This window comes from Streptomyces sp. NPDC037288, from assembly GCF_055603265.1.
In genome coordinates this window covers 168,154-184,106 of the sequence record NZ_JBVJVY010000005.1, presented here as the reverse complement: position 1 = coordinate 184,106, position 15,953 = coordinate 168,154, and the positions used below count along the sequence as shown (strand labels likewise).

Below are 15,953 nucleotides of genomic sequence, written 5' to 3'. Positions count from 1 at the left end.
GTCCATGTCACTCCCGCACGCGATCCTCACCGCCCTGCTGGAAAAGCCGTCGTCGGGACTGGAGCTGACCCGCCGGTTCGACAAGTCGATCGGCTACTTCTGGTCCGCGACGCACCAGCAGATCTATCGCGAGCTGGGGAGGCTGGAGGCCGAGGGGCTCATCCGCACGCTGCCGGCCGAGCAGCCGGCCCGCGGGCAGAAGAAGAGCTACGAAGTCCTGCCCGCGGGCCGCGCCGAACTGGCCCGCTGGACCGGCGCCGCCCAGGACCCGAGGCCCCAGCGAGACGTGCTCCTGCTGCGGCTGCGGGCCGCGGCGGTGGTCGGCACGGCCGGCTTGGAGGCGGATCTGCGCCGCCATCTGGAGCTGCACCGGCGGCAGTTGGCCGTGTACCGGGAGATCGAGGAGCGCGACTTCCCGCCGGACCGCGACGCCCCCGAGGACCGGCTGCGCCACCTCGTGCTGCGGGCCGGCATCGACCTGGAGACCTTCTGGACCCAGTGGCTCACCCATGCCCTGGCGGAGTTCGCCGAACTGCCCGACGCCGGCTGAGCCGCGCTCAGAGCCGGTACGGCCGCGAACGCCGGCGCAGATACCAGCCCGTGGCGATCATTCCGGCGCCGACCAGGGCCCCGCCGACGCCCAGCGTCAGGGAGCCGTAGTCCCGGGTGGCGCCGCCCGCGCCACCCATCACGCCCCGGGAGGGCGCCGGCGTGGACGTCGACGAGATCGTCGGCGCCGAGGGCGCCGAGACGATCACCGACTGGGTGCCCGCCGTGCTGCCGCTGGAGCAGACCACGACCACGGTGTACGTCCCCGGGCTCACTCCCGACCAGGCCGCGGACTGGCTGATGGTCGTACCCGACAGGGCCACCTGGCGGCCCTGGGCGAAGTTCGCCTGCCGGCTGCCGAGCAGGGCCGCGGTGCCCCAGCTGCCGTTGATCTGGGTGCAGGCGCTGGTGACCACCGAGACGGTGGACCCGGTGGTGCTGACGGAGATGCCCGAGACCGCGGCGGACGGGCCGGCCAGGGCGGTGGGGAGCGCCGCGGCGGACGCCAGGAACAGACCGGAGCGGACGAGGAGTCGCGAGGTGTGCATGGGCTGGCCTCCGGCGGCACGGTTGGCGGTACGTCCCATGCGCCGCCGGGGTCGGGAAGCGTCCGTGCTGCCTGGGCAGCAGCCAACGCGGCCACGGGCCCGCCCGCACCCGGGAGACACCCGGCCAGGTGACGGTTTCCTCCGTCCGGCGCAAGGTGACACGCCGTGGGGATGCGCCCGTCAGCCGCCCGTGGTCACCGTCCGCTGCGCCGACCAGCCGCCCCAGGTGCCGTCCGGCAGCCGTGCCCGCAGCCGCACCCGGTGCTCCTCGCCCGCGCTCCGCCCGACGTAGAAGGTGTAGCCGGCCCGTCCGCGCGGGGGCGTGCCACCCCACACCAGCGAGGTGGCCGAGGCGTCGTCGAGCCGGATCTGGTACTCGGTGATCACTCCGTCCACGCGCGGCGGGTCCCAGGACAGGTCGAGGTAGTACGCCCCGCCTGCCCGGTGGGTCGTCGTGGTGAAGCCGGTGGGCGCGGTGTTCCGGCCGTCGTCGGTGCCCGGCGTGGTGAGGCGCACCGGGGCGCTCGCGGGGGAGAGGTTGTCGGCGGCGTCGCGGGCCCGCACCGTGAACACATAGCCGGTGCCGGGGCGCAGTCCGGTCACCACGGTCGCGGTCTGGTTCCCGCCGACGCTGTGGATCTTCGTCCCGCTCTGGTACACGTCGTACGACACCACGCCCCGGTCGTCCCGGGAGGCACCCCAGGACAGCTGGACCGCGCGGCTGCCGACGGTCCGCCCGGCGGGTCCCGACGGCCGGGTCGGCGCCGAGCGGTCCGCCGCGATCCTGGCCGGTGTGCGTGCCCGCACCGCCAGGCTCGGCGGGCCGAGCCGGCCCTCGGCGTCCCGGGCCCGCACGGTGAAGGCATACAGGGTGGACGGCCTGAGCCTGGTGACGTCCACCATGTGCTGCGCGCCCGGCACTTCCTCCACCCTTGTGGTGCCGCGATACACATCGTAGGAACGGATGCCGGGTCCGTCCGGCACCGCGTTCCACATGACGTGCACGCTCGTGGCGCTGCCCGCCCGCGCGGTGACCCCGGTCGGAGGACCCGGCGCCCGGCCCTCGTCGCCGTCGGCGGCCCGGTTCCCGCCACAGGCCGCGACCAGCAGCAGGGCCCCGCAGACCGGGACGAGCGGCCAGGGAACGCGTCGCACGGCTCTGCCTCCCCGGGGACGGCGTCGGCGTCACGCAAAGGTCCGGACCAATATGGCGCGGCGGGTGCGGGGGTGGCAAGAGGGCCGCGGTGGTGGCGGCCGGGGGTGTTACGTATGCTGAGCCACCTACGGCTGAACTACCCGAGAGGGCAGGGGAGTTCATGCCTGTGGCGCGGACACGCTGTCGTCGCCGAACCCGCGCCGGCGCGGGTGGCCGGGGGATCCGGACCGGCTTCGGCCCGGATCCCCGGCCCCTGTTGTCGCCGCCCATTGGCCCAGTTGGTGGAGTTGTCCCTCACGGGGTGTCATAAGCGTGCTCCATCCGGCCGCTTCGGAGTGGCCCGGACAGCCGGGGCCGTGTACCGGCACCACAGTGTGCTGGATGTCCGCCCGTCCCCGTCGAGAGGGTCCTCATCGTGCGTGTCCCGTCCTTGACGCTGGCCGTCGCCGGCGCCACTTTGCTCGCCCCGGCTGCGCTGCCCGTCCCGGCGGTCGCCCTCCCACCCGGGGAACGGTCCATGTCCCGCGGTGGGGGCGCCGTGGCCGCCACCGATCTGCTGGCCCGCCTTGGAGAGTGTCACCAGATCTCCCGGGGCCGGTACCGCACCGACACCGACAGCCCCGCGAACGTCCCCGTCTGCGGCACCCGGGACGCCGTCTACTGGAAGGCCGACCTGGATATCGACTGCGACGGGCAGTCCACCACCCGGTGCAACCGCCGCACCGACCCGCAGTTCGCCGACGCGACCGCCTACGAGCAGTCCGACGGCCGCCATCTGAACGCCGAGACCCTGCCCTACATCGTCGTGCCGGCCCCCAGCCGTATGTGGAACCCCCACAAGGACGGCGTACGCGGCGGCTCCATCGCCGCCGTCGTCTACCGGGGCCGGGTGCAGTACGCCGTGGTCGGCGACACCGGTCCGCGCGACGTCATCGGCGAGGCCTCCTATGCCACCGCCCGGCGCCTCGGCATCCGGGCCGACCCGCGCGGCGGCGGGGCGCCCTCCGGTGTCACCTACATCATCTTCAGGAACTCGCGCGTGGACCACATCGAGGACGACGCCGCGGCGGCGGCCGCCGGAGCGCGGCTGGCCAGACTGTTCGTCGCGGACAGGTGACCAGCGCGTCCCCGTGGAGCGGTCAGACCTTGCGGTAGCCGTACGCCTCCCTCGCCGCGGCCTCGACCGCGTCCAGGTCGGCGCCGGTGGCGGCGGTGACCACGGCGGCCACCGCGCCCTCCACGAAGGGCGCGTCCACCAGCCGTGACCCGTCCGGCAGTTCGTCGCCCTCGGCGATCAGCGCCTTCACGGTGAGCACGGCACTGCCGAGATCGGTGAGCAGCGCCACCCCGGCGCCCCGGTCGACCGAGGCCGCCGCGGCGGAGATCAGCTCGGCGCTGGTGCCGAGCCCACCGCCCTCGGTGCCGCCGGCCGGGGCCACGGGCACCGCCATGGCCCCGCCCGCCAGCCCCTTCGCCAGCTCGGCGACCGAGGCGGCCACCTCCGCACTGTGCGAGACCAGCACGATCCCGACCAGCTTCTCGTCACTCACCGTCAGCCCTCCGCCGCTTCTTCCATCGCGGCGATCAGCAGCGCCGACGAGGTCGCGCCCGGATCCTGGTGGCCGATGCTGCGCTCGCCGAGATAACTCGCCCGGCCCTTGCGGGCCTGCAGCGGCGTGGTGGCCACCGCGCCCGCCTCGGCGGCGGCCCGCGCGGCGGCGAAGCCGTCACCGAGCGCGTCCACGGCCGGGACCAGGGCGTCGATCATGGTCTTGTCGCCGGGGGCCGCCCCGCCGAGCGCCATCACCCCGTCCACACCCGCGCGCAGTGCCTCGGCCAGCTCCTCCGCGCTGACCTCGGCGGCATCGCCGAGCGCCTTGCCGGTCCGGCGCAGCAGGGTGCCGTACAGCGGCCCGGACGCGCCGCCGACCGTCGAGATGAGCTGCCGCCCGGCGAGGGTCAGTACGGCACCCGGGGTGTCCGGCACGTCCTTCTCCAGGGCGGTCCGCACGGCCGTGAAGCCGCGCTGGAGATTGCTGCCGTGATCGGCGTCCCCGATGGCCGAGTCGAGGGCGGTGAGCCGCTCCGCCTCGCGGTCGACGGATGCGGCGGTCGCCGCCATCCAACGGCGGAAGAAGTCGGCGTCGAGCACTGGATCTCCTTGCGTGGTAGGAATGATGACCGGCGTGCCACGGGTGAGGGTCGCCTCGTCCGCCGTATCACATCCCCCAGCGCAGCGCCGGGGTCTTCACCGGCGCGTCCCACAACCGCAACAGCTCCTCGTCGGCCTGACAGAGCGTCACCGACGCGCCCGCCATGTCCAGGGACGTGACGTAGTTGCCGACGAGCGTGCGGGCCACCGCGACGCCGCGCTCGCGCAGCACCCGCTGCACCTCGGCGTTGAAACCGAACAGCTCCAGCAGCGGGGTGGCGCCCATCCCGTTGACCAGCACCAGCACGGGGTTGCGCGGGGGCATGTCCTCCAGGATCGCGTTCACAGCGAAGTCGGCGATCTCCCCGGAGGTCATCATCGGCCGCCGCTCCCGGCCCGGCTCACCGTGGATGCCGATGCCCAACTCCAGCTCGCCGTCCGGTAGTTCGAAGGTCGGGCTGCCCTTTGCCGGGGTCGTGCAGGCGCTGAGGGCCACGCCGAAACTGCGCGCGTTCTCGTTCACCTGGCGCCCGAGGGCCTCCACGCGTTCCAGCGGCTGCCCCTCGGCCGCGGCGGCGCCCGCGATCTTCTCCACGAACAGGGTCGCACCGGTGCCGCGCCGGCCGGCGGTGTAGAGGCTGTCGGTGACGGCCACGTCGTCGTTGACGAGCACCTTGGCGATCTGGATGCCCTCGTCCTCGGCGAGTTCGGCCGCCATGTCGAAGTTGAGCACGTCGCCCGTGTAGTTCTTCACGATGAACAGCACTCCGGCGCCGCTGTCCACGGCGGCCGCGGCGCGCGCCATCTGGTCCGGTACGGGCGAGGTGAACACCTCTCCGGGGCAGGCGGCGGAGAGCATGCCCGGGCCGACGAACCCGCCGTGCAGCGGCTCATGCCCCGACCCGCCGCCGGACACCAGCGCGACCTGCCCGGCCACCGGGGCGTCCCGGCGGACGATCACCCGGTTCTCCACGTCCACGGTCAGGTCCGGATACGCGGCCGCCATCCCGCGCAGCGCGTCCGCCACGACGGTCTCCGGCACGTTGATCAGCATCCTCATGGGTATCTCCTCGTGAACGTAGCACTGGGGCGCAAAACCTGTGTCTTGGCAGGTCACCGGCACAGAGGGCGATTTTTGATCTGGGTGGTTCGGTTGCGGTCCGTTGCGGTCGGAGGCGGGTCGTGGCGGGCTTTCGCTGACTCGACACTGACTTCGGTGACGGGGCGTCAGGTGTTGGCGGCCATCTGGTGGAGGTGGCAGCCCGTCCCGCCTATTGGCAGTATCGACCTTGCGGCACCGAAGGTCACCTGCGGCAGTGCGGCTTTACGGTGCGTAGCGCCCGGTCGACCCACCGTGCCCGGGGCCATCTGCGGCTGGTGGCCGTGTGGACTGCCGCTGTCGACGGCGCCCCTCCAGGGCCACGGGCGCCGCCTCCGGGCGGCCTGCCGTCGTGCGCTTCGCCGATGTGGCGCCAAGCGGTTACGCGTAGACGGCGTCCTGGTTCGAGAGCGTCTTCTGCGTCAGCGCGTCGACAACCGCCTGCGAGGGAAGGGACTTTCCTGACGGGCCCGGCCTGTTGCGGGTGGGTGCCCGGTTGAACCGATCCCTGGCCGCTGCATCGAGCCGTCCGTGGTCGACGCGTGTCCGCGCCGAGCGTGATTCGGGTGCGTTTCGGCACATGCCACCGTCATGCGCACGACCAGAACAACGATGAACGCGGGCGACCACTCTCCGGTTCGGGGGCGGTCGGTTCACCTGGGTCCCGGGCGGTGGGCGGCGAGGTGTTTGCGGGCCTCGTGGTAGGCGTCCGCGTCGATCTCGCCGGAGGCGAAGCGCCGGTCGAGGATCTCCTCCGGTGTCTCCCTGTGCGTCCACCCACGATCCGAGCCGTCACCGCGACCGGCCGGGTGCCGTGTCAGGTGGACCACGGCCCAGACCGCCAGCCCGATCAGCGCGATCCACAGCAGCGGCATGAACGCCATCCAGACCCAGCCGCCGTCCCAGTACATCACCGCAGCTCACCTCCCCAGGAGGCATCCCACACCTCATTGTCCGTCCGGGCCGGTCCCCGTGCCAGGGCTCTTCGGGGCGGTCACGGCGCCGGACGCGACCGGCTGCCGCGGTCAGCCGTGGTCAGGGGAAGGCGAGGGAGGGGAGTGTGTCGAGGACGTGGCCGGGAGGCTTGGGTGTGCGGGATACCGCTCGTCGTAGCGGCGCGTCTTCCACAGCGCGACGGCGCCGATCCAGGTCACCAGGAAGGTGACCACGATGACGATGCCGATGGTGTTGAGGTCGACGGCGGCCAGCCATGACCAGGGCGCGCGGTCGGCCGCGCCGAGCCGCTCCGCGAGCAGGGAGACCAGCTCGACCGTGCCGACGACGAACGCCACGAAGATCGACAGGCCGGTCATGGTGAGGTTGTAGTAGATCTTGCGCACCGGGTTCGAGAACGACCACTCGTATGCCTTCGCCATGAAGACGCCGTCGGTGGTGTCCATCAGGCTCATGCCGGCGGCGAAGATCAGCGGCAGGGCGATGATCGCGAGCGGTGGCAGCGTGCCGTCCGCGGCCGAACCCGCCGCGAGGCCCAGCGCCCCGACCTGGGTGGCGGTGTCGAAGCCCAGGCCGAAGAGGAGGCCCACGAAGTAGAGCTGCCAGCTGTGCTCGATGAGCTTGTTGTAGCGGCCCTTGAAGACCCGGTTCATCAAGCCGCGGTCGGACAGCAGCTGCTCCAGTTCCTCAGGCTGGTGGCGACCCTGCTTCGCCTCCCGCCAGGTGCGGAAGATACCGCGCAGCACGGCCAGGTTCATGGCGGCGATGGCGTAGAGGAACACACCGGAGACCAGCGTGCCGATCACCCCGCCGACCTCGGCGAAGCCGGCCTGGAAGCGGTTCGCCGCCTGCGCGGCGAAGGCGATGCCCAGGGACAGGCCGAACACGACCGACGAGTGGCCGAGCGAGAACGCCAGCCCCAGTCCGAGCGGACGCTTGCCCTTCTGCAGCAGGTAGCGGGTGGTGTCGTCGATCGCCGAGATGTGGTCGGCGTCGAATGCGTGGCGCATTCCGAGGGTGTACGCGAGTCCGGCCGCCCCGGCATACAGGAGCGTGCCCTGGCTGTCGGCGAGGCCGTGGTACCGGGCGTTGTAGTAGGCGAAGAGGCCGAAGCCCGCGACGTGCAGCGCGGCCACGAAGCCGTACATCGCCACCAGGCGTCGTATCTCGCCCCGGTCGAACCGTCGGTTCGGCCGGACGGACGTGGCGGTCGTGCTCATGGGCGGCTCTCTCGGGACGATGTCGGGGGCCATGCCTTACTGCGCTGATGCTCCAGATGCGAATCTTATGCAGTAAGAGGGGCTGCCTTCTCCCCGGGTTGGGAATCGACCCTGGTCCGGATCGCTGTCCGGACCGCCGCGGTGGCCACGGTGACCGGCGGAAACAGCACGTCCCCGGTCCGGTCCCATCGATCAGGGCGATGGCCGCCGGTCACGATGCCGGCTCGACCGGCAGTTCCAGGAGAACCTCCCAGCCGCCGTCACCGGTGGGCCCGAACGTGACGGTGCCGCCGAGGAGGGCCGCGCGCTGCCGCAGGGCGACCAGGCCGTAGTGCGCACTGGGCAGGGGCAGGGCGGGCCGGGTCGGCGCGGTGTTGCCGACCGTGACACGAACGGCGTCACCCTTGCAGCAGGCGCGTACGGTGGCGGTGGCTCCGGGCGCGTGTTTGCGTACGTTGGTCAGCGCTTCCTGGACGGTCCGGTAGACGGCGCGCTGCAGAGCCGGCGAAAGGTCGGCGGGCAGATCCGTCGTCAGGTCGGTGTCGATACCGCTGGCGTCGATCAGCCGCCGCAGGTCGGCCAGGGAGGGCTGTGGAGTGAGTTCCCTGGGGCGGCTGCGGGAGTCACGCAGGACGTTGACCATGTGCCGCAGTTCGTCGAGGGTCTGCACACTCAGTCGCCGGATGGTGGCCGCCGCTTCCCTCGCTCCGGCGTCCTGCGTGGCGACCTGCAGCGCACCCGCCCGCACCGAGATCAGGCTCACCTGGTGGGCGACCACGTCATGCATCTCGCGTGCCAGCTGCGCGCGCTCCTCGGCCAGGACGGCCTGTGCGCTCAGCCGTCGCTCGTGGTCCCGGGCCCGCGAGATCTCGGCCAGCCGCAGCGACAGATCACACCGGGCCTGGACCAGCTGGCCCAGGAAGACGGGGGCCGCGGCCGTCGCCGCGGTGTACCCCAGAGTGATCAACGCCGAGGCGGTCGCCAGATCCAGGTGCGGCGGCGGCGACCAAGAGGTCATGTCGCAGAGTGTGTAGGCCATGGCGCACACGGCCAGCAGCATCCGCCTCCGGGTGCGCGTGGCCAGGGTGTACAGCGCCGCCAGAGCGGCGAAGGTCGCGTCCGACAGCAGGACGGCGGGCAAGGTGAGCAGGAAGATCGGCAGCGGCCGGCGCCGGCGCAGCAGAAGCAGGCAGGCAGCGGCCAGGGCCAGGCCCATGCGCAGCGGCTCGTCCGCGCCGACGTGCACCCAGACGTCCAGCAGTGCGGCGCCGACGAAGCCGGCATCACGCAGTGCGCCGGCCAGGCGGCGGGGCATCATCCCGGCTCCAGGTGTCGGGGCGGTCTGAGGAGTCCGGCGCGTTCGGCGACCAGGGCTGCCTGGACGCGGCTGCCCACCTCCAGCTTGGTGAGGATGGCGCTCACATGGTCCTTCACCGTGCCGGTGCCCAGGTGCATCCGGGTGGCGATGTCCGCGTTGGACAGTCCCTCGGCGATCAGGACGAGCACGGCGCGTTCGCGTTCGGTCAGCCGGTCCAGGCCGCGGGCGGCGGTCCCCTGGCAGCTCGCCTCGAGGTATCCGTCCACGACGGTCCGCGTGATCTTGGACGACAGGACGGTCCCCCCGTCGGCCAGGGCGCGCACGAGGAACGGCAGCTGCTCCGGGTCGGTGTCCTTGAGCAGGAAGCCCGCCGCCCCGCAGCGCAGGGCCGTGGCCACGTACTCGTCCATGTCGAACGTCGTGAGCATGGCCACCACCGGAGGCTGCGGCAGCCGGCGCAACTCGGCCAGGACGGACAGTCCGTCCACATCCGGCATGCGGATGTCCAGCAGTACGACGTCCGGGCGCGTCTCCCGCGCCGTCCGTACCGCCTCCCCGCCGGGAACCGCCGCCACGACCTCGAGATCCTCCGCGGCGTCCAGGATGCACCGGAAGCCCGTACGGATCAGGGCCTCGTCGTCGACCACCAGTACCCGGACCACCCACGCTCCCACTCGCCGTCGGATCACCGTCCGTCGTACCACGCCGAGCAGCGCCCCGCTCCCCGAGACGGATGACCGGCCAGCTGGCGGGGTCAGGGCCGGCCGGTCGGCGGGGACGCTCCGGCCTGCTGCCGGATGGTTACGGCAACAGGGTGCGCGAACCCTGGAGAACGTGGAACGCAACGAGCCGGACCGAGGCGGCCCCGGCGGCGGTGGATCGCCGGCCGCCGCCGCAAGAGGCCGGCACGACGGCAGAGCGGCATCGACGTGGCGGTGTCGCGTCCCGGCGGCGTCACGCCGGGCCACACGAGGAGGGCAGCCGCATGACGATCAGCCTGACACTTGTGTGCGCACACTCCGCAGACGCAGCCTTCGGGCACGCTCTGCCCAGTGACTGCGACCTCGACGGGGCAAGCACCGTCCTGCCGACGCCTGGCCCCGACATGTCGGCCGTGCGGTCGCCCACGACCCGCTGTGCACGGACCGTCGCAGCGCTCGCGCTGAAGGCCACGGCGGAGCCCGCACTGCGCGACCTGGACTACGGCGCATGGCGCGGCCGCACCGCGGCCGACATCGTCGCCGCAGACCCCTGCGGATACAGCGTCTGGGTCACCGACCCGGATGCGGCACCCCACGGCGGCGAAACCATACGCCAGCTCTGCCAGCGGACCGCGCTCTGGCTCACCGGCCTGCCTCCCGACACCGGCCACGCCCTGGCCATCGCCGAACCGGCCGTCTGGCGGGCCCTCCTCGTCCACGCCCTGTCCGCACCCGCACGAGCCTTCTGGCACCTGCCGATATCGCCCCAGCACGCCGTCTGCCTCACGCGTCGCGGTGACCTCTGGAGCATTCGGCCGGCCACCATGTTCCGCGCACCGAGCGACGGCCGGCGTCCGACCGCGCCCGGCACCGGGCCGACGAGGCCCGGGCGCACCACCGGCCGGCACGCGGCGCAGCCCTGTCGGCACCTGTGCCCGCCCCTGGTGGGACACCCCTGACCAGGTAGCCGCACATGCCGCGGGCGTGACCGGGAGACTGCCCGACACTCGTCTTCCACTGATGCGTGGCAGAAGCAGTCGGACCGTGATCGCCCGTTTACCATCTGTCGCATGCTGCGGGAATCTGCCGGCCGCGCGGCGGTGCGCAAGCCGGCCCTCGCCCTCCTCCTGGGACTGGTGCTGCTGCTCCTGGCCCACGCCGTCGCGTGTGCCGGGCACCTTGCCGACGACCACGCGCGTGACGCACCGGTGGCCGCGTCCGCGCCGCACGAGGTGGCCGGAGCGGGCCTGCCGCGGTCCGTCCCGGAGGCGGCGGACGACGGCGACCCGGGTCACGGAGCGTCCGAACACCCCGGGCACGGCAGCGTGTGCTGCGATCCCGCGGACCTGCCTGCCGGTCCGCGCGCCACGGCAGGGGCCGTGCTCCTCGCGTCCATGCTGCTCGCACTGCTCTTTTCGCGTCGTCGCGCCGTGGACCCCCTTACGCCGGGTGCCCTGCCGGGGCGAGCGAGTCCGGGGCCCGTAGCCACCCTCTGCGGCTCCCCTCTGCTCGACCTCGTCTGCGTCAGCCGTACGTGACGGTGCCGCCCGGCAGAACGCCGGGCCCTCCGGCACTTCCACCCGTACGTCAGACACGTGGTTCCCGCGGCAGCGGAGCCACGGGAGGACCCCACCATGAGCACCGCCCTGCGCCGCGTCGCCTCACCCGACGTCACGTCCTTCCTCGCGGCACACGACCTTCCCGAACCGGTGCGAGCGCCCCGCCGGTCACCGGCCGGCATGGTCGGCAACACCCCTGTCCTGTGGGTCGGGGAGCCCTTCAACCCCGCGGGCCGCGGCTTCTGGGCCAAGCTGGAGGGCGCCAACCCCGGAGGAATCAAGGACCGCGCGGCCCTTCACATGGTCGACGCCGCACGAGAGCGGGGCGACCTCGCGCCGGGCGCCCCGATCCTTGAGTCCACCAGCGGCACCCTCGGTCTCGGCCTGGCCCTGGCCGGCATCACCTACGGCCATCCGGTCACCCTCGTGTCGGATCCCGGCATGGAGCCGTTGATGGTGCACCAGTTGCGCGCGCTGGGAGCGCACCTGGACGTGGTCACCGAGCCCGCCTCCCGGGGCGGCTGGCAGGAGGCACGCCGCCGGCGCGTGCGCGAGCTGCTGGCCCGCACGCCGTCCGCCTGGTGCCCCGACCAGTACAACAACCCCGACAACGTCGCCGCCTACGCCTCCCTGGCCCTGGAACTCGTCGTCCAGCTCGGACGGGTCGACGTCCTGGTCGCGGCCGTCGGTACCGGTGGCCACTCGGCCGGCGTCGCGCGCACTCTGCGCGCCTTCAACCCGCAGCTCAAGCTCGTCGGCGTCGACTCGGTGCACTCCAGCGTCTTCGGCCAGCCCGCAGGCCCCCGCCTGATGCGCGGCCTGGGCAGCAGCATCCACCCGGGAAACGTCGACCACGCCGCCTTCGACGAAGTGCACTGGGTGGCCCCGGAAGAGGCGGTGTGGGCCTCCCGGCGGCTGGCCCGCGGCCACTGTGCCAGCGGCGGCTGGAGCGTGGGCGCCGTGGCACTCGTGGCGAACTGGCTGGCCCGTACCGAGCCGGAGCGGACCAGGATCGCTGCCGTCTTCCCCGACGGTGTGCACCGCTACTGGGACACGGTCTACAGCGACGACTACTGCCGCCGGCACGGCCTGCTGCGTCGCTCCCCGGCATCCGAGCCGGACGAGATCACCCACCCGGGCGCGTGCGCGGTGGAGCGCTGGACCCGCTGCACGACCGTCACCGCGCCCGAGGGAGCGGTGCGATGAAGTCCCTTGCCGCGCAGTACCGTTCGTTCAACGGCTGTGTCCGGCTGCTGATGGTCCAGCAGTTCGCCATCAACACGGCCTTCTACATGCTGATGCCCTATCTGGCCGTGCACCTCGCGGACGGCCTGGGCCTGGCCGCCTGGTCGGTCGGGCTGGTGCTCGGGGTGCGCAACTTCACCCAGCAGGGCATGTTCCTCTTCGGCGGCACGCTCGCCGACCGGCTCGGCTACAAGCCCGTGATCATGACCGGGTGCGTGCTGCGGACGGTCGGCTTCGCCCTGCTGGGCTGCGTCGGCTCGCTTCCCGCGCTCGTCGTGGCGTCGGCGGCGACCGGCTTCGCCGGCGCGCTGTTCAACCCCGCGGTGCGCGCCTGTCTGGCCGAGGAGGCGGGGGAGCGCCGCGTGGAGGCGTTCGCGGCCTTCAACGTCTTCTACCAGGCCGGGATGTTCGTCGGCCCCCTGGTGGGGCTCGCCCTGCTGGCCGCCGACTTCCGGCTCATCTGCTCGGTGGCCGCGATGCTGTTCCTGGCGCTGACGCTGATCCAGCTGCGCCTGCTGCCGGTCCGCACGGGTGCGTCGCAGACCGAGCCCGACGGCGTGCTGGCCGACTGGCGCACGGTCGTCGCCAACCGCCCGTTCCTCCTCTTCTCCCTCGCCATGATCGGCTCGTACGTCCTGTCCTTCCAGGTGTACCTGGCGTTGCCGCTGCAGGCGCACCGCGCCGCCCCGGGCAGCGGCGACGCGGTGACCACGGCGCTGTTCGCGGTCTCGGCCACGGTCGCCGTGGCCGGCCAGCTGAAGATCACCGCCTGGGCCAAGGCCCACTGGTCGTCCCAGCGCGCCATCGTGTACGGCATCACACTCATGGGCGCGGCCTTTCTGCCCCTGCTGCTCGGGACCACGCCGGTCACCCGGGCTTCGGGCCCACTGGCCTGGGCCACGGCGCTGACGCCACTCCTCGCGGCGGTCACCGTGCTGGGACTGGGTACCGCGATGGTCTACCCCTTCGAGATGGACACCGTCGTCTCCCTCGCGGGCGGACGCCTGGTCGCCACCCACTACGGCCTGTACAACACCGTCGCCGGCCTGGGCATCACGCTGGGCAACCTGGCCACCGGTGCCCTCTGGGACGCTGCCGACCGCCTGGGACGCCCCGAACTGACCTGGTGGGCGCTCGCGGCGACGGGCGGCATCTGCGCCGGTTGCGTGGGGCTGTTGGCGCGCTCAGGCCGGTTGACGGCGCGACCCGAGCGGACCCTCACGGCGGTTGCCTCGTGACGGGGAACCGGCCTGACGGCGGTACCTGACCCTCGCCGGCCGTGGCCGCGGAACACCCGTGTACCGCGCGACGGGATTCCGGCCCGCCGGGCGCTGAAGGTCACCCTGGCCGCGGACACGGTGTCCATCGCCGTGATGGAACTGGTCGACGACACCGTCATCGTGGGCGTGCCCGGCGCCATGGACGCGCCTTGGATACGGCCCCGGCGGACCGCTCCGATCCTCCGCCGGGCCGGGGGAGTACCAGCGCACGAGGGCACCTCTGCGTGCCCCTCCCCCCTTGACCCGACGCTGCCCTACCGTCGCCGCCCCTGCTCTCAGCTCTTCTTGCCCCGACCCGTCAGCGCGTCGCGCATGCGGTCCACCAGGCCGGTGCCCGGGGCCAGGAGTTTGTTGGCCGGGGGAGTGTCCGGTGCGGACGGGTGCGGGCGGGTGGGGGCCGTCTTCTTCGCCCGGCGCACCTTGTCGCCCAGCTCCATCAGCGCGTCGGCCGGACAGGCGGCCTCCAGCCGCGGGAAGAGGTTCTGCTCCTCGTCCGTCACATGCGAGCGGATCTCACTCATCAGCTGCGCCATCAGCGTGTCGAACTGCGGATCGTCCGCCTGCATGCCCTCCAGGTCCTTCATGATCTGTTCGGCCTTGGCGTGATCCTCGAGTTCCTTGTCGGCCAGGGCGTCCCCACCGGAGATGTGCTCGCGCACCGCCGGGTACAGATAGGCCTCCTCCGCGACCGAGTGGCGCACCAGCTCGATCGTGGCCTGGTCGGCGAGATCCTTGCGGTCCTTGGAGCCGGGCGGCAGCGCCTCGATACGACCGAAGATCTCCTCGACCTCGCGGTGGTCGGTCGTCAGCTCCTGGATGACGTTTCCGCCGTGACCCATGTCGTTACCTCCTGCGAGACATCGCGGCGGCCCATCGCGGCCTGCCGTCGTCGCGCCGAGTGCCCCGCGCGCGGCGCGCTACACGGCCCGCCCGCGCCGGGTCAGCGCATCGGGTGGCTGGGTACGGCCGTCCGGCCGCGCGGGTAGCCGCCGGGTGCGCGTATCGAGCGAACGGCCCGTGGCCGTGCAGCCCGGCTCGGGCAGTGGTCAGGCCTGCGCGTCGGGTTAACGGGCCGTGGCCGTCCGGTGCGACTCGGCCGGCTGTGCCCGGTCAGGCGCCGGGTCGGCGCTTCGAGTGGCGCGCCGCGGCCGTCCGGCCCGCCTGCGACAGCGTCCACCGCCACCAGTGGTCCAGCAACTCCTCCTCGAGCGCCCCCGCGTCCACCAGCGCCGGCCAGCCCACCGCCCGCGCCTGGGCGCTGACCTTGGCACCGCCCGCGACCGGGTCCACGGCGATCACCGGGGTACCGGTGCGCAGGGCCAGCACCAGGCCGTGCAGCCGGGTGGTGACGACGACGTCGAACCGGGAGACCAGGGCGAGGAACTGCTCGGCCGTCGCGCACAGCCGCCAGTCGTCCGTGGCCAGCCGGGTGTCGGCCGGCACCCGCGCGCAGTCCTTCCCGGCCAGCCAGCGGGTGAGCCGCGGGTTGACCTCCTCGTGCCGGCGGCGCGCGCCGTACTCGCCCTGCCCCCGGGAGAGCAGCACCCCGGCCACGGGTGGTAGCGGGCCCGCCGGGGCCGCGGCCGCGAGGTCGTGCCGGGCCGGGGCCGCGGTGCCGTCCCGGGCGACGATCTCATGGAAACCGGTGGCCGCGGGATCCGCCGGATCGACGACCGAGACGCCGGCGGCGAGTCGCCGACAGCTCCCGAACCTGGCATGGAGCCCGGCGACTTGCGGCCCGTGCACCGGACCGCACACGAAGAGCACGGTGTCGTACGCCTCCGGTCGCGCCGCCTCCAAGGACAGCGCGCCGGGACGGAAGCCGGGGCTCCACGCCGTGTCGTGCGGGATACCGGCCAGGGTCAGTACGGCCGACGCCTGCCGCTGCGCCAGCGTGTCCCCGGCCGTCGCCTCCCCGTCCCGGAAGCTGAACCAGCCCGTCAGCAGAACCCGCCCGGGTGGCCGGCCGGACCCGCGCACCACGCGCAGCAAGCCGGCCGTGAGGTCGTCGTCCATGTTCCTCACCAGCCCTCTCCTGCCTGTGCCGGCCCTCCCCGGAGCTCTCCGAGTCCCTCCCGGGTCCTTGTCCGGCCCTCTCCCCGGCTTCCCCCGCAGCTGCCGAGACCCTCTCCGGCACCTCTCCGGCACCCCGGACCTCTCGAAGACCTCTCC

At 72.8% G+C, this 15,953-nt stretch carries 17 protein-coding genes and 1 pseudogene; 7 read left to right on the top strand and 11 right to left on the bottom strand.

What is annotated here, in order from left to right:
- Positions 1–4 precede the first annotated feature (4 nt).
- Positions 5–550, top strand: a complete 546-nt coding sequence (locus ACZ7GZ_RS08280; RefSeq protein ID WP_471022039.1) for a PadR family transcriptional regulator — start codon at positions 5–7, stop codon at positions 548–550.
- A gap of 7 nt (positions 551–557) precedes the next feature.
- On the opposite strand, the gene ACZ7GZ_RS08275 is transcribed toward ACZ7GZ_RS08280, so the two are convergent.
- Complete coding sequence (locus ACZ7GZ_RS08275; protein WP_471022038.1) at positions 558–1,097, bottom strand: hypothetical protein; 540 nt, start codon at positions 1,095–1,097, stop codon at positions 558–560.
- Positions 1,098–1,277: 180 nt separating this feature from the next.
- Positions 1,278–2,252 carry a fibronectin type III domain-containing protein gene (locus ACZ7GZ_RS08270; protein WP_471022037.1) on the bottom strand — a complete coding sequence of 325 codons (975 nt, stop codon included), beginning with the start codon at positions 2,250–2,252 and terminating at the stop codon, positions 1,278–1,280.
- A 416-nt stretch (positions 2,253–2,668) separates the two neighbouring features.
- Here ACZ7GZ_RS08270 and ACZ7GZ_RS08265 point away from each other — a divergent pair, with 416 nt between their 5' ends.
- On the top strand, positions 2,669–3,370 hold the full coding sequence (locus ACZ7GZ_RS08265) for a glycoside hydrolase family 75 protein (protein ID WP_471022034.1): 702 nt from the start codon (positions 2,669–2,671) through the stop codon (positions 3,368–3,370).
- A 22-nt stretch (positions 3,371–3,392) separates the two neighbouring features.
- Here ACZ7GZ_RS08265 and ACZ7GZ_RS08260 read toward each other — a convergent pair whose 3' ends face one another.
- From ACZ7GZ_RS08260 to ACZ7GZ_RS08230, 7 genes are all read right to left on the bottom strand, one after another.
- Entirely contained in the window at positions 3,393–3,803 is a 411-nt protein-coding gene (locus ACZ7GZ_RS08260; protein WP_471022033.1) for a PTS-dependent dihydroxyacetone kinase phosphotransferase subunit DhaM, read from the bottom strand.
- A 2-nt stretch (positions 3,804–3,805) separates the two neighbouring features.
- Entirely contained in the window at positions 3,806–4,405 is a 600-nt protein-coding gene (dhaL, locus tag ACZ7GZ_RS08255; protein ID WP_471022030.1) for a dihydroxyacetone kinase subunit DhaL, read from the bottom strand.
- 67 nt (positions 4,406–4,472) lie between these two features.
- Positions 4,473–5,465, bottom strand: coding sequence for a dihydroxyacetone kinase subunit DhaK (gene dhaK, locus ACZ7GZ_RS08250; RefSeq protein ID WP_471022029.1), 993 nt, complete (start codon positions 5,463–5,465; stop codon positions 4,473–4,475).
- Between the two features lie 692 nt (positions 5,466–6,157).
- On the bottom strand, positions 6,158–6,418 hold the full coding sequence (locus ACZ7GZ_RS08245; RefSeq protein WP_471022028.1) for an SHOCT domain-containing protein: 261 nt from the start codon (positions 6,416–6,418) through the stop codon (positions 6,158–6,160).
- 111 nt (positions 6,419–6,529) lie between these two features.
- Positions 6,530–7,678, bottom strand: coding sequence for a HoxN/HupN/NixA family nickel/cobalt transporter (locus tag ACZ7GZ_RS08240; protein ID WP_471022026.1), 1,149 nt, complete (start codon positions 7,676–7,678; stop codon positions 6,530–6,532).
- Between the two features lie 211 nt (positions 7,679–7,889).
- Positions 7,890–8,996 (bottom strand): sensor histidine kinase, encoded by a 1,107-nt coding sequence (locus tag ACZ7GZ_RS08235; protein WP_471022025.1) that lies wholly within the window; start codon positions 8,994–8,996, stop codon positions 7,890–7,892.
- Positions 8,993–9,658 carry a response regulator gene (locus tag ACZ7GZ_RS08230; protein WP_471022024.1) on the bottom strand — a complete coding sequence of 222 codons (666 nt, stop codon included), beginning with the start codon at positions 9,656–9,658 and terminating at the stop codon, positions 8,993–8,995. The genes ACZ7GZ_RS08235 and ACZ7GZ_RS08230 overlap by 4 nt, the downstream gene beginning before the upstream one ends.
- A gap of 323 nt (positions 9,659–9,981) precedes the next feature.
- On the opposite strand from ACZ7GZ_RS08230, the gene ACZ7GZ_RS08225 reads away from it, so the two are divergent.
- The 5 genes and pseudogenes from ACZ7GZ_RS08225 to ACZ7GZ_RS08205 form a co-directional block, all read left to right on the top strand.
- Positions 9,982–10,656, top strand: a complete 675-nt coding sequence (locus tag ACZ7GZ_RS08225) for a histidine phosphatase family protein (RefSeq protein ID WP_471022021.1) — start codon at positions 9,982–9,984, stop codon at positions 10,654–10,656.
- 111 nt (positions 10,657–10,767) lie between these two features.
- Positions 10,768–11,235 (top strand): hypothetical protein, encoded by a 468-nt coding sequence (locus ACZ7GZ_RS08220; RefSeq protein ID WP_471022020.1) that lies wholly within the window; start codon positions 10,768–10,770, stop codon positions 11,233–11,235.
- 96 nt (positions 11,236–11,331) lie between these two features.
- Positions 11,332–12,462 (top strand): PLP-dependent cysteine synthase family protein, encoded by a 1,131-nt coding sequence (locus ACZ7GZ_RS08215; protein WP_471022019.1) that lies wholly within the window; start codon positions 11,332–11,334, stop codon positions 12,460–12,462.
- The gene (locus ACZ7GZ_RS08210; RefSeq protein ID WP_471022017.1) at positions 12,459–13,739 is read left to right on the top strand and encodes an MDR family MFS transporter; all 1,281 of its coding nucleotides are present in this window, start codon (positions 12,459–12,461) and stop codon (positions 13,737–13,739) included. Before ACZ7GZ_RS08215 ends, ACZ7GZ_RS08210 begins: the two co-directional genes overlap by 4 nt.
- Before the next feature lie 60 nt (positions 13,740–13,799).
- Positions 13,800–13,928: pseudogene (locus ACZ7GZ_RS08205) on the top strand (DUF4396 domain-containing protein); the annotation flags it as partial.
- Between the two features lie 128 nt (positions 13,929–14,056).
- On the opposite strand, the gene ACZ7GZ_RS08200 reads toward ACZ7GZ_RS08205, so the two are convergent.
- Entirely contained in the window at positions 14,057–14,620 is a 564-nt protein-coding gene (locus tag ACZ7GZ_RS08200) for a hemerythrin domain-containing protein (protein ID WP_471022016.1), read from the bottom strand.
- Between the two features lie 271 nt (positions 14,621–14,891).
- Positions 14,892–15,797 (bottom strand): polysaccharide pyruvyl transferase family protein, encoded by a 906-nt coding sequence (locus ACZ7GZ_RS08195; protein ID WP_471022223.1) that lies wholly within the window; start codon positions 15,795–15,797, stop codon positions 14,892–14,894.
- Positions 15,798–15,953: the final 156 nt, after the last annotated feature.